General features: G+C 52.8%; 15 protein-coding genes. All 15 read left to right on the forward strand.

Annotated elements, in window-relative coordinates; translation table 11 throughout:
• Positions 1-208 precede the first annotated feature (208 nt).
• The 15 genes from PGW97_RS23720 to PGW97_RS23790 all read left to right on the forward strand — a co-directional run bounded on the left by PGW97_RS23720 (position 209) and on the right by PGW97_RS23790 (position 13774).
• On the forward strand, positions 209-1054 hold the full coding sequence (locus PGW97_RS23720) for a FliM/FliN family flagellar motor switch protein (RefSeq protein ID WP_053061813.1): 846 nt from the start codon (positions 209-211) through the stop codon (positions 1052-1054).
• Positions 1051-1428 (forward strand): flagellar motor switch protein FliN, encoded by a 378-nt coding sequence (fliN, locus tag PGW97_RS23725; protein WP_273860020.1) that lies wholly within the window; start codon positions 1051-1053, stop codon positions 1426-1428. The genes PGW97_RS23720 and fliN overlap by 4 nt, the downstream gene beginning before the upstream one ends.
• 60 nt (positions 1429-1488) lie before the next feature.
• Positions 1489-2229: a flagellar type III secretion system pore protein FliP gene (gene fliP / locus PGW97_RS23730; protein ID WP_217391823.1), complete on the forward strand. Its 741-nt coding sequence runs from the start codon at positions 1489-1491 to the stop codon at positions 2227-2229.
• A 12-nt stretch (positions 2230-2241) separates the two neighbouring features.
• Positions 2242-2511 (forward strand): flagellar biosynthesis protein FliQ, encoded by a 270-nt coding sequence (gene fliQ, locus PGW97_RS23735; RefSeq protein ID WP_047885095.1) that lies wholly within the window; start codon positions 2242-2244, stop codon positions 2509-2511.
• Complete coding sequence (fliR, locus tag PGW97_RS23740; RefSeq protein WP_273860021.1) at positions 2511-3287, forward strand: flagellar biosynthetic protein FliR; 777 nt, start codon at positions 2511-2513, stop codon at positions 3285-3287. The genes fliQ and fliR overlap by 1 nt, the downstream gene beginning before the upstream one ends.
• Entirely contained in the window at positions 3284-4411 is a 1128-nt protein-coding gene (gene flhB / locus PGW97_RS23745) for a flagellar biosynthesis protein FlhB (RefSeq protein WP_273860022.1), read from the forward strand. Before fliR ends, flhB begins: the two co-directional genes overlap by 4 nt.
• Before the next feature lie 145 nt (positions 4412-4556).
• Positions 4557-6650, forward strand: coding sequence for a flagellar biosynthesis protein FlhA (gene flhA / locus PGW97_RS23750; RefSeq protein ID WP_273860023.1), 2094 nt, complete (start codon positions 4557-4559; stop codon positions 6648-6650).
• A complete protein-coding gene (locus PGW97_RS23755) occupies positions 6643-7452 on the forward strand; it encodes an EAL domain-containing protein (RefSeq protein WP_047885091.1) in 810 nt (269 codons plus the stop codon). Before flhA ends, PGW97_RS23755 begins: the two co-directional genes overlap by 8 nt.
• A gap of 347 nt (positions 7453-7799) precedes the next feature.
• On the forward strand, positions 7800-8672 hold the full coding sequence (gene lafA, locus PGW97_RS23760) for a lateral flagellin LafA (protein WP_047885090.1): 873 nt from the start codon (positions 7800-7802) through the stop codon (positions 8670-8672).
• Positions 8673-9238: 566 nt separating this feature from the next.
• Positions 9239-10579 (forward strand): flagellar filament capping protein FliD, encoded by a 1341-nt coding sequence (fliD, locus tag PGW97_RS23765; protein WP_047885089.1) that lies wholly within the window; start codon positions 9239-9241, stop codon positions 10577-10579.
• Between the two features lie 12 nt (positions 10580-10591).
• Entirely contained in the window at positions 10592-10981 is a 390-nt protein-coding gene (gene fliS / locus PGW97_RS23770; protein WP_273860024.1) for a flagellar export chaperone FliS, read from the forward strand.
• Positions 10974-11288 carry a LafD gene (locus PGW97_RS23775; protein WP_273860025.1) on the forward strand — a complete coding sequence of 105 codons (315 nt, stop codon included), beginning with the start codon at positions 10974-10976 and terminating at the stop codon, positions 11286-11288. Before fliS ends, PGW97_RS23775 begins: the two co-directional genes overlap by 8 nt.
• A 3-nt stretch (positions 11289-11291) precedes the next feature.
• Positions 11292-12500 carry a flagellar hook-length control protein FliK gene (locus tag PGW97_RS23780; protein ID WP_273860026.1) on the forward strand — a complete coding sequence of 403 codons (1209 nt, stop codon included), beginning with the start codon at positions 11292-11294 and terminating at the stop codon, positions 12498-12500.
• A 52-nt stretch (positions 12501-12552) separates the two neighbouring features.
• Positions 12553-13038: a flagellar basal body-associated FliL family protein gene (locus PGW97_RS23785; protein ID WP_273860027.1), complete on the forward strand. Its 486-nt coding sequence runs from the start codon at positions 12553-12555 to the stop codon at positions 13036-13038.
• Positions 13039-13045: 7 nt separating this feature from the next.
• The gene (locus PGW97_RS23790; protein WP_047885085.1) at positions 13046-13774 is read left to right on the forward strand and encodes a FliA/WhiG family RNA polymerase sigma factor; all 729 of its coding nucleotides are present in this window, start codon (positions 13046-13048) and stop codon (positions 13772-13774) included.
• Position 13775 lies beyond the last annotated feature (1 nt).

Raw genomic sequence — 13775 nt, forward strand, 5'->3', positions numbered from 1 at the left:
GCACCTAAAAATTGCACTAAATGGAAAAGATGAAAACCAATAATTCTTAACGCTTTATATTATGTGGACTAAAGTCACAAATTTGAATTTGTAATATCATTGAATATAAAAATGACGGGGTAGACTGACCGCATTAACTTTTCTAGTTACATATATATTAATAATAAAAATAACTAAATGAGTTTCATATCATTAACCGGATGTAAAAATGAAATCTATTGAATTAGAGGGCGACCACCAATATCCGACGCTGAATACGGATTTGTTGGGCAGGCCAATCCATACGATACGGGAGGAACTCAGAAAGATTCTTGAAGGTTCAGTCTCAGGCATTCAAAACCAGATTCAGAAATGGCTGCTGAACTATTCCGTATCATTTCATTTCAATGAGATAACCTTACATTTCCCTGAACATGCCGAGGCGATGCAGACAGCGTCAACATTTTGTCACCAACAAGGCGGCCTGCTGAGCATTCAGTTGGAAAAAGCCTCGCTGCTGGGCCTGTCAGATCACTTCTACGGAGCGGCCATTCACCGGGCAAACGCGTCAGACACAAGTGCGCTTGCAGGTATCGCTCTGTCCAACAGTGACCTGCGTTTACAACAACGTCTTGGCCGCCTGATCGCCGATGCCATTGCGCCTGATGATATGTGGCAGAGCATGGAGGCAATCCCAAGCAACGATGTGGGTTTGCTAGTCAGGTTTACTCTGACTTGCGAGTCCCAGAGCGGCACATTGTCCGTGCTGCTTGACGGACATCTGATTCAAACCCTGATCAATGAACTGGAGCTGCAACCCCAGGATCCGGCCATTCCCCACCGATTCCGTCACGCCCTGGAAAAAACCCCGGTCAGTCTGCAAGCCGTGTTAAGCCGTAAGGTCATGCCGCTCAGCCAGGTTCTTGCCCTGCAACCCGGCGACATCATTCCGATCGATCTGCTAACCCAGGCACCGGTCAGTATTGGCCAGGAACATTTATTCAACGGACAAGTCGCTGATCAGAACGGTCAGCTGGTCCTGATACTGAAAGAAACCAAGGATTCCCATTCATGAGTGAGATGAACGAACAAACCGCATTCAATGCCGAGGATTTGAACTTCAATGATCTGCAACTTGAAGATTTCGATACCGACCTGGCTGCCTCCGCGCCAGCCATGGCATCGATGCCTGAGCGGGATCTGAGCTTCTTCCGCAAAATTCCGGTCACGGTGACACTGGAAGTGTCCAGTACTGAAATCTCTCTCGGTGAGCTGATGAGAGCCGGAGAAGGCACGGTTATCGAACTGGACAAACTGAATGGCGAACCGCTGGATGTGAAAGTCAACGGCTCGCTGATGGGACACGCCGAAGTGGTTGTGGTTAATGAAAAATATGGCCTGCGCCTGATTGATGTGGTGGATTCACCAATCAACTCCCTGGAACACTGATTGATGGCAACACCCACAATGACTCCTTTCAATGTCTCCCTTGCGGCCAGACGCCGCCTGATGATTGGCAGTGTTGTCCTGATCGGATTGCTGGCGCTGAGTGCCAGCTTTCCCACTCTGGCCGGTGACGGCGGCTTGTCCTTCCTAACAGTCACTGACGGACAAACTGAGCAGGAATACAGCGTTAAGCTGCAAATTTTGCTGCTGATGACGGCACTCAGTTTTCTGCCGGCTTTTTTGCTGATGGCAACCAGCTTCACCCGAATCATTATTGTTCTGGCGATTCTGCGTCAGGCATTGGGCTTGCAACAAAGTCCGCCTAACCGGGTACTGGTCGGGATTGCCCTGGCACTGACCATATTGATCATGCGCCCGGTCTGGACCGACGTGTATCACAATGCATTTGTGCCATACGATCAGGGAGACATTACCCTGATGCAGGCTTTTGACAGAGCTGAGAAACCGGTCAGCGACTTTATGCTGCGCCAGACACAACAAAGTGCCCTTGAGCAAATGCTGCGAATTGCCAACGAACCGCTTGATCAGAAAGCAGAGGACATCTCATTTGCTGTCCTGTTACCAGCCTTTGTCATTAGCGAACTGAAAACGGCGTTCCAGATCGGTTTTATGCTGTTTATCCCGTTTCTCATCATCGACCTGGTAGTGGCCAGTGTGCTGATGGCAATGGGGATGATGATGCTGTCGCCATTGATCATTTCCCTGCCTTTCAAACTGGTGATTTTTGTCCTGGTCGACGGCTGGGCAATGACCGTGGGCACCTTATCCGCCAGTTTCGGCTAGAGGGAGAATGACATGACGCCGGAACTTGCCGTTACCCTGTTTTCTGATGCTGTATGGGTCATTATCAACATTGTGTTGGTGCTGGTTTTACCCGGCTTAGTGGTGGGGCTGCTGATTGCTGTATTTCAGGCGGCAACCCAGATTAACGAACAGACCCTGAGCTTTTTGCCTCGTCTGATTGTCACGCTGCTAATGGTGATTTTCGCTGGCCACTGGATGCTTCGTCGCCTGATGGAGCTGTTTGATTACCTGTTCCACAACATTCCCGGGATGATCGGCTGATGGTCATCACGTTCGCGGAATTCAATGCCTGGCTGGGCCAGTTCTGGTGGCCGTTTTTCCGAATTGGAGCAGCGTTGCTGGCCATGCCGTTTTTTGGGGATGCGCTCATCCCGTTATGGGTACGGGCATTACTCGCCTTGTCACTGGCGGTGATCACGGCGCCCTTAATGCCTGCCATGCCAGCCGTGGATCTGCTATCCCTGTTAGCCATTGCACTGGCGTTCGAGCAAATGATATGGGGCATTTTCTTTGGCCTGATCATCCATTTGCTGTTCACCGTACTTACAATGCTGGGGCAGATTGTCTCTCTGCAGATGGGGCTCGGCATGGCCATGATGAATGACCCGGTCAATGGGTTGTCAGTGGCGATTCTCGGGCGAATGTTTCTGATCTTCTCCACCCTGCTGTTCCTTGCGCTGGAAGGCCACTTGGTGGTGATCGATATTCTGGTGCAAAGCTTTTACCTTTGGCCGGTCGGCTCGGGACTGGCCATGCCGTCCCTGCACAATGTCGTTGATCTTATCACCTGGATGTTTGCTTCTGCGCTGGCGCTGGCGTTACCGGCCATCGTTTCCATGCTGCTGGCTAACATCAGTTTTGGTGTTATGAACCGTGCCGCACCCAGCCTCAATGTGTACGCACTGGGTTTTCCGATGACCATGATTCTCGGCCTGTTCAGTATCCTGCTGTCTGTCAGCGGGGTGCCGGGACGCTATACCGAACTGGTTCATACCACACTGGAACAACTCCAGCTGTTTGTGACGGGAGGCGTATGAGCGACCATTCAGCCCAGGACAAAACCGAAAAGGCATCTCCCCAGAAAATCCGCAAAGCCCGTGAGCAGGGACAGATTCCCCGCGCCAAAGATTTCACCACTGCAGTGATCTTTCTGGTGGTGGCCGTCTATTTTTCGACGCAACTGTCCGACATCTGGCAAAGCATGGCTGGTATCTTCCGTTTTAACATGGCACTCACCCATGCCGATCTGGAGAACCCGTGGCAGGCCATCGAACAATTAGGTCAGAGTCTTGGTCTTATCATTGAGCTGTTGCTGCCGTTGTTTGCGGCCATCCTGGTGGCCACCTTCGCCAGTTCACTGGTACTGGGGGGATGGCTGTTTTACCCGGCCGGGGCACTGCCTAAACTCAGTAAGCTCAACCCACTGGCGGGTATCAAACGGATGTTTTCCAGCCGCTCGCTGGTTGAGCTGTTGAAATCAGCCCTGAAAGTAACGGTCATTTTTGCGCTGTTGTATTTCTATCTGGATCAGCACCTGGCTCAGTTGCTGGGGATGCAGTCGCTACCGCTGGAGCAGGGCGTAGTTGCCATCATGGTCATCCTGTATGACGGGGTATTGCTGATGGGGCTGGCACTGCTGCTGTTTGGCTTGATTGATATTCCCTACCAGCGCTGGGAGCACCTCAAACAGCTGAAAATGACCAAGCAGGAACTCAAAGAAGAATTTAAGAATAACGAAGGGCGTCCGGAAGTGAAGCAACGCATCCGCCAGATTCAGCAACAGTTCGCCCGCCGTAAGATTGAAAAAACCGTGCCGCAGGCGGACGTGGTGATCGTCAACCCGACCCATTATGCCGTTGCCATCAAGTATGACCCGGCGCTGGCAGATGCTCCCTTTGTGGTCGCCAAGGGAATCGATGAAACCGCCATGCACATTCAGCGTATCGCCCGCGAAAATGGGGTGGAGATTCTCAGCTCGCCGCCCCTGACTCGTTCGATTTACCACACTACCCAGCTGGAACAAGCAATTCCGAGTCAGCTGTATATTGCCGTCGCCCATATTCTCACTTATGTGCTGCAACTCAGGGCGTTCCGAACTGGCCAGGGCAATCAGCCTCAGCCGTTGCCGACATTTGTCATTCCAAAACATTTACAGCATTGACGCTTCCTGTCGTGCTTTACAGAGTGACCGATTTTGTTTGAACACCAACCACGTAACGCAAACAGATTAACGCAATTCAACCGGACAAGAGATAACAAGATGCTGACTTTGACTACAGCACGAAACGCCGTAAGAAGGACTACGCATGTTTAATTGGCTAACCCAACTCCGACAGTCGAGCAAAGGATATATCGGTATCCCGTTTGTTTTGCTCATGATCTTGGCTATGGTGATCCTGCCACTGCCACCGATGCTGCTCGATGCCCTGTTCACTTTCAACATTGTGCTGGCCATTCTGGTTCTGCTGGTCAGTACAACAGCCAAACGCCCGTTAGATTTCTCGGTTTTCCCGACTATCCTGCTGGTCGCGACGCTAATGCGTCTGACCCTGAACGTAGCCTCAACCCGGGTTGTCTTACTGGAAGGCCATAACGGCGGCGATGCGGCCGGTAAGGTCATTCAGGCATTCGGTGAAGTGGTTATCGGCGGTAATTATGTGGTCGGTATGGTGATTTTCGTCATCCTGATGATCATTAACTTTGTCGTGATTACCAAAGGTGGTGAACGTATTTCAGAGGTGGCTGCCCGTTTCACTCTGGATGCCCTGCCGGGTAAACAGATGGCGATTGATGCCGATCTTAACGCGGGTCTGATCGATCAGGAACGCGCCAAGCAGCGCCGACGGGAAGTGGCGAATGAAGCCGACTTTTACGGTTCCATGGACGGTGCTTCCAAATTCGTTCGCGGCGATGCCATCGCTGGTCTGCTGATCCTGTTTATTAACATTCTGGGCGGGATCAGTATCGGGGTGTTCGAGCATGGTCTGGGGGCGTCAGATGCCTTTAAAACCTATGCCCTGCTGACCATTGGTGATGGCCTGGTCGCACAAATCCCATCACTGTTACTGGCAACGGCCGCAGCCATTATCGTCACCCGTGTTAACGACAGCGATGACGACATGGCCGAGACGATGCGTAATCAGCTACTGGCCACCCCAGCGACTCTGTTCACAGTCGCCGGGGTGATGCTGGTGATCGGGCTGGTTCCGGGCATGCCTCATCTGGCCTTCTTCTCTTTTTCTGCAGTACTGGCCTTTGCGGGTTGGCGTCAACTCAAAGCCCCTGTTCGTGACACGCAGCTGGACGAAGTGCAGGCCATATCCGATGCCATGCAGCGCGATCAGGAGCAGCCACTGAACTGGGACGATATTCCGCATATTCACAGCCTGTCACTGGCTCTGGGATTTCGGCTGGTGCACCTGGTCAACAAAGAGCAGGGTGCGCCACTGACCCAGCGTATCCGCGGGGTGCGTAAAAACCTGTCCGAGCAGGTCGGTTATCTACTGCCGGAAGTCAACATCCGCGATAACCTGAGCCTGAAACCTAACCAGTACACCTTGTCGGTCAACGGTGAAATCATTGAACAGGGGATGATCGAACCGGATCGCCTGATGGCGATTGCCGTCGGGGAAACCTATGGTGACATAGACGGTATTCTCGGCAGTGACCCGGCCTATCAGCTCCCAGCGGTATGGATCCAACACGATGACAAAGCGCGCGCGCTGAACATGGGCTATCAGGTTGTGGATGATGCCACCGTGATTGCCACTCATCTGAGCAAAGTGATGAAAACGCACCTTGCCGAGCTGTTCACCCATGACGATGTCGACCTGATGAACCAGCGTCTCGCTCACCAGGCCCCAAAACTGGCCGAGGCATTGAGCGCGGCACTCAACCCAGCACAACAGCTGAAAGTTTTCCGCCAGTTGTTACTGGATCAGGTTCCCCTGAAAGATATTCGAACCATCGCCAACACCATGCTCGACAGCAGCGAGAACACCAAAGACCCGATTCTGCTTGCCGCTGATGTGCGATGCAGCCTGCGCCGAACCCTGGTGAGCCTGATCAATGGCGACAAACGGGAACTGAGCGTGTACACCCTCTCCGATAACCTGGAACAGATGCTGATGACGTCGCTGCAACAGGCTCAGGCAGGCGGACCTGTGATGCTCGACAGTTTCCCGATTGAGCCGAATATTCTGAGCCAGTTCCAGCAAAATCTGCCACTGATTCGCCAACAGCTGAAACAGCAGGGCCTGGCACCGGTTCTGCTGGTGATGCCGCAACTGCGACCATTACTGTCACGGTATGCCCGCACATTCGCCCAGGGACTGGCGGTGCTGTCATATAACGAAATTCCGGAAAACAAACAGATAAACGTGGTAGGCAACCTTGGATAACCTCACACAACTCAATACACTTCGCGCGTTTGTGCTGGGGCTGATGCCAGCGGCGGTAAGTCACAAGGATGACAGCATTGTGCTGGATGCACTGCGCTACAATGACATCCGCCATGTCTGTCAGGCCATTCGGCATACCCAAAGCGATGACGAATATTTTCAGCATCTGACCCTGCGCTTTGGCGGAAACAGCGAGCAGAGTGTTTACCGCTTTGCCCTGTCAGAGACCATGCGCATCAGCTTAGATCTCTACAGCCTGTATCTGGCAGTAAGGCTGATCCGTTGCCAGCTGGATGTTTATCGTCCGGCCACCATTCATGCCGTTGTCGTGCCCTTGCAGTCTGAGACGGTGAGCAGCCCGCAGGGACAGCAATTTCTGCGAGAAATTTACCGCCAGCACAGTGCAGCCATGGCGCACATCATTCCCTGCATCCAGCTGATTCACTCACTCCCGCCAGTGCCAGCCCTCACGCAGCAACTGCATTGGCTGAGGGCACAATCCGACAGGCTTTGGTTCGAGTTGAACACGCCCAGTGAACATCTGGTTTATACCCGCGCATTCCACCCGGACGCGATTAAAGTTTCCCAGCCCTTAACCAGTGAGGCCAGTCGCGACGGGCTAGAGCCGATCGCCGCTTTCACCCGTGAACAGCAGATTGATTTCATCGCTGGTCGTGTTGGCACAAGACAGGATCTTCACCACTACCGGTCACTCGGCGCGTCCTACTATTTCGGGTATATCCGGGATATTCCAAGCACGGTCAGAGAGATGCCACTGCGACTGGTAGCGTCAAACAACTAACCTGCCACATCATTTTTTCAGCCCCGTCAGCGGGGCTTTTTTCGCTCTGAATGCCAGTCCCCGTCCTCTGCCTCTGCCTCTGCCTCTGCCTCTGCCTCTGCCTCTGCCTCTGCCTCTGCCTCTGCCTCTGCCTCTGCCTTCCATCAAACCTTTCTGATTATCTAAAGGAAAACATTAAATTTTTTTTGACTAACTATCATGGATTTGCGCTCAGGTTCACCAATTCTATTCTCTCGCCGTTATTTATAGATTTATTTTTAATTCTTGATTAATCATCGCCAGAAGACGTCCGCATACAGTGGTTGAGCAGGAAAACATCCAGATAGATTTGAACGAGGAGAACTATCATGGCTCTATCAATGCACACTAACTACGCGTCACTGGTTACTCAAAACACCCTGAACAATACGTCTAACCTGTTGAACACAGCGATGGAACGTCTGAGCACCGGTTACCGTGTAAACTCAGCCGCTGATGACGCAGCAGGCCTGCAGATTGCAAACCGTCTGGACGCACAGTCTCGCGGCATGTCTATGGCAATGCGCAACGCCCAGGACGGCATCTCGATGATGCAGACTGCCGAAGGTGCGATGGACGAAATGACTAACATCGTTTACCGCATGAATGACCTGGCAACTCAGGCATCAAACGGTTCTGTGACGGCGACTGACCGTACAGCCATGAATGCAGAATACCAGCAACTGGGTGAAGAACTGGCTAATGTTATGGCTTCTACCAGCTTTGGTGGTCGCACCTTACTGGCTGACGGCGGCGGTGCATTTGAAGCTGCAGCAGTGAACTTCCAAATCGGCACCAACGCTGGCGATCAGCTGGCAGTGAATGTGTCTACAGAAGTTCAGAAGATCAATACCACTGTTGGTACTAAAGGTACTCTGGCTCTGGGTGATCTGACTTCAGAAGCTAACGCTCAAACGGCACTGACAACACTGACAGGCGCAAAAGGTGATGCTGGTCTGCTGGCTGATCTGGGTGCTGCACGTTCAGCACTGGGTGCGAATATCAACCGTCTGGAGCACACCATCACTAACCTGGGCAACATGGTAGAAAACACTTCTGCCGCAAAAGGCCGTATCATGGATACTGACTTTGCAGTGGAATCATCAAACATGACCAAAAACCAGATGCTGATGCAAGCCGGTACTACCGTTCTGTCTCAGACTAACCAGCTGCCAGGTATGGCAATGTCACTGCTGCGTTAATCAAGTCGCTCAGACACTCCTTTGGCAAGGCCTCCTTAACGGAGGCTTTGTTTTTTGTACATCAGCTGCCCCATGTACCCGTCCGGTTTACTCTCTTCATTTTTCACTTTGACTATCGACACGCATAACCTGTAAGCACTTGACTGAAAATAAGTTTCCCCCAAAGCAAGTGCATTTCGCATTGCCCACTGTTAGTTGTTCACTGTGCACTTTGCCTGATATCACGCCCGCCTGCTTTGCCCCCTGTGATGCCAGTTCCGTTCGGTCACTTAACGGTTAATTCCCGCAGCGCTCTGGTCGCCTCATTGCCTGGTGACACCAGCAAAATCAACGCTTTCCCATTGTATTTGAGAATCAACCCCCGCTCGCATCGATTCGCTCTCTGGAAACGAAGCAAAAACAGGAAAGCGGAATCAGCGGAACCCACAGGCGGAAGCGAGTAGCGGAAGCTTCACTTCCGCGCTGAGTATTTATTGTGCGTAAACAGCTGATTTTTATTACTTAAATGCAGTTTAAAGCTGGCACGGTTATTGCCAAACAACACTATCTCAATTAGGAGTGCTGACATGAGCTCAATGGATCCAATTTCGATGGCAACCCAGTTCGCCACCCTGGATGTCAAACCTTTCCAGACGCGTTACCAACTCCAGGCTGATAAATACCAGAGCCAGCTGAAAGCGCTGGGTGAGGTAGAAACCGCGCTGCGGGAGTTCCGCACCGCGGTCAACAAGATGAATACGGCCACGTCGGGCATTATCACGAACGCAGCCACATTGAGCGAAGAAGGCTTTTTTACCGCCAGCACCAATGCCAACGCCCTGACCGGTAACTACCAGATTTTCGTAGAGCAGGTCGCCACCGCGCATCAGATGTCGACCGGTATGCCAGCGGGGATCACGTCAACGACCGAGATTCCGACAACAGGTACGCTGGACTTCACCATCGATGGCGAAACATTCTCGGTTGATCTCTCCACCGTCGACAACGACGGCGACGGGAAAGCCACCATGGCGGAACTTGCTACCGCAATCAACACCAACAGCAATAACAAAGGGGTGAATGCCACGCTGGTTCGCGCAGATGGCGAAACCCATTTCATGCTGTCGAGTACCGAAACCGGCGTCGCCAATACGATTCAGGTGTCCGCCTCGGGCACCGGCCAGGCTTGGTTCGACGACGCCTTTACCAATACCACGGATATCAGTACCCCACAGGATGCTGTGATCTGGCTGGGGCCACAAGGCAGCGGACTGAAACTGACCAACGGCAGCAATACCTTCAGCGGTGTCATTGATGGTGTCGATATCACCGTTAACAAGGCCCAGAGCGCCGGTGACACACCGATTAGCATGGGTATTGCCGCCGATAGCGAAGCGACTAAAGAGCAGCTCAACACCTTCATTGACGCCTACAACAACCTGGTTTCAACCATCGATCGCCTGACCTCAACCGGCTCAGAAGACAGCAAACGGGGCGCACTGGCCGGAGACCCGACTACCCGTTCAATTGAAAGCCAGCTCAATAACGTTCTGCGCAGTCAGTTTGAAGGCAAAAGCCTGATGGAAGTGGGCCTGAGTATCAATCGGGAAGGCAAGCTGGAACTGGATGAAAAACGCTTTACGGCAGCGCAACAGAACAACGGTGCCGCACTGGAAGCCATGTTCAACGGCGACGGTAACCTGTTCGACTCGCTGGACAGTGCTATGGAGCCGTACCTGAAATTTTCCAGTGGCCTGTTTTCATCTCGAAAAGACGCGATTAAGCAGAACCTGTCACGAATTGACACCAAACAGGAAGCGTTACAGCGCAAATATGACATGGCGTACGACCGTTACCTGGCCCAGTTCACCCAGATGAATCAAATCATGACTCAAATGAATCAGACCAGCGGTCTGTTCGCAATGTAAAGGACCCTTTTTATGTTAATGCAAGATTCCGGTTTTAACGCTTACCAGCAAGTTGATCTGGATGCCCAGGCTGCCTCTGCTTCCCCGCATCAGTTGGTACTGATGCTGATTAACGGTTTTATGGATGAACTGGTACGAATCAAAGGCCACATCATCGCGAAGCGGTTTGCCGAAAAAGGCACGGGGATCAATAAGTGTATGAACATTCTGACGGGTCTGGACAGTGCGCTGGATATGGAACAAGGCGGAGAAATTGCAGCCAACCTTCACGATCTGTACGAGTTTGCCCAGTTTGAACTGTTCCGCGCCAGCCTCAACAATGATCTGAACCGCCTCGACAACGTCGAAAAGGTCATGACCAATATCCGTGAAGGCTGGGAAGGGTTCGGTACGCATGTTTAATGTCACTGCCGTCATGCTGCAACAGTGTCGCCAGCAGCTATTCCTGGCCGCACAGCGCCAGGATTGGCAAGTGCTGAGCCAGACCGATCTGAAGCTTCGCCGTCTGTTGACAGCATGCCGTCAACAGTATCGGCAATCCGGCCTAAATCCCGAGATTCAGGCTGAACTGGCACGTCTGCAACTGGAACACCAACGCGCGATGCAGGCCCTTTCGGAAGCCCGAGAGGAAGTCCAGATCCAGATCGCTGCCACCGGCGATCAGAAAGAGCGCTTTGAAGCCTATCAACTGGCTCTGAACATGGAGTAAAGGATGCAGACTTCCATTCTTCCTAACAATGGCTCCAACGCAATATCCGGCTCGGTATCCGAAGGCCTGGGTCTAAAAAATGCGTTCAGCCCGAAAAAAAGCCCGGTGCCTGAAGCCGGACATGACAGTTTTTCGTCAGCACGCGAGATAGCTCAGCGTCGCAAGCAATCGGACAACGCCACCCGCAATGATAAAGCACACGCATCGGCTGAACGAAACTCCCGTACTGACGAGGATGATTCATCTGCCGCCGATACGCCTGCTACCGGTATGTCTGCCTCTCATTCGATGCCAGCGAATCCGAAGGCATCGCCACATACCGGGAATTCTGCAGGACAAGTAACATCAGCTATGTCAGGAGAGATAGCAGCCGTTCCCGGGGTCATGTCCGCCACGACGGTTGGCACAGCCATGCCTACAGGCCTCACTGCTGGCTTCTTGATGACAGGTTCCTTATCTGCTGACGCCGTCAGCGCCAGCAATGGGCTGACCAGTACAGGCCCTAATGGCTGGACATCAGGCACATCGCCGGGTTCAACATTATCGGGTACACCTCTGACAGATGGGATGCTGGCAAGCCAGCGCAGTGTAAGCAACGGGCTGAGCGATGCCCTGCTGCCGGGAGCGGACAGAACCGCCACATTCACCGACACCCTCGGCACGGCCAATAACTCATTACATGGCTCATTACATAACTCATTGCACGGCTCGCTGGGCAGTGCAGGCGCAACTGGTGCCGGTCCGACAATGCCCGCTCAGTCAGCCGGTCCCGTGACTTGGGCAGCCATGCACCTTGACGGCAGCCAACCAGCCAAATGGGGCGAACAGATGCTGCAAGTACTGCACGACAAAGTTTCTCTTCAGGCTACTCAGCACCTTCAGGAAGCCCGTATCCGTCTCGATCCGCCGGATTTGGGCAAACTGGATTTGCTGGTGCGCGTGGAAGGTGATCGACTCAACATTCAGCTGAATGCTAACAATGCAGCCGTTCGGGATGCGCTGGTACAGGTCTCTGAACGACTGCGTGCCGAGCTTCAGCAGCAACAGTTTGTGCACGTCGATGTGAATGTCGGCCAGGGTGATCAGAGCTCGTCACACTCTTCCTCACAACCGGAAGATGACAGTTTCCAGCCATGGGTTCGGCAGGCGAACGACACCGCTGAACACAGTGAGCAGACTTCTTCAGATCACTGGCTGTCCCTGACCGCCTAAGCGTGTCGCTTTTATCGGCCAACCAAAGACCGCCAAGTAAGGACTTGCATTCATGACCAAAAAACAAATCACTACATTGCTTTTCGCCTCGCTGCTGATAAGCGTCATTGCTTCGGCGCTCACCTTTTCCGGGACGGTCTGGTACATGAAAAACCACCGCCAGTTCAACCTGGACGAGATGTTGACTAACTTCAGTTTTCAGACTGAGGAAGCCCCATCCGATCAACCGGTGTTTCATTCTCTGGACAAACTGGTACTGAGTGTCAAAGGCAGCCGCCAGACGCACTTCGTGATGCTGGAACTGGCCATTGCAACCTACCAGCCAGAGCGCATTAAAAACATCGACAACTACATGCCGGTGGTACGCAATGCCCTGCTGAAGCTGTTCAGCAACAAAACGTATGAAGAGCTGCAAAACCAGCCAACCATTGATGCCCTTCAGGAAGAAGTCAAACAAACCCTGCTGACGGCATTTGCCGACACCCACATCGCGCGCGATATCGACGATGTCCTGCTCACCAAGTACGTGATCCAGTGAGGCTACCATGCTTGATATGAACCCTGCCGATCATTATTGCGCCGAGCAGCCTGTCAGCGCTCAGCGTCCGGCGTTCAACGAAGACCGCCTGATACGCAAACACCTGATTCTGGTTAAACGCGTGGTGAATCAGCTGCGCAGCCATACCAGTACCCATTGCAGCCTGGAAGATATGCAGCAATTGGGCATGCTCGGTCTGCTCGAAGCGGCCCGCCGCTATGAAAATGTGGATGACCCGAATTTTCCGGCTTTCGCCGTGTGTCGGATTCGCGGTGCCATTCTGGATGAATTACGTCGTCTGGACTGGCGCTCTCGTCAAACCCGTCAGCAGGCCCACGAGCTCAATGACATCACCCGTGATCTCACCAAGCAGCTTGGCCGCCAGCCGAGCGAAGCCGAGATCATTGAGGCACTGGGTACAGATAAAGAAGATTACCAGCAGCGGCTTCACGCCAGTCTGGCGAGCGAAATGCAAAGCCTGGATCAACTGATTGAAAACGGGGCGGATATGGCCCACGACAACCATCAGGATGCCATTCAGCACGAGCAGATAAAGCGAACCCTTGAAGTTGCACTGACCAAACTGAAGCAACGGGAGCAACTGCTGCTCACGCTGTTCTATCAGCATGATATGAACCTGCATGAAATTGCCCTGGTACTGAATCTGACCCCACCCCGCATCTGTCAGCTGCACAAACAGGCGCTGAAACAGTTAAACCAATACCTGTCGTCTTAGG

Origin of the sequence: Photobacterium sp. GSS17 (assembly GCF_028621875.1) — a bacterium.
GTDB classification, from domain to species: Bacteria; Pseudomonadota; Gammaproteobacteria; order Enterobacterales; family Vibrionaceae; genus Photobacterium; species Photobacterium ganghwense.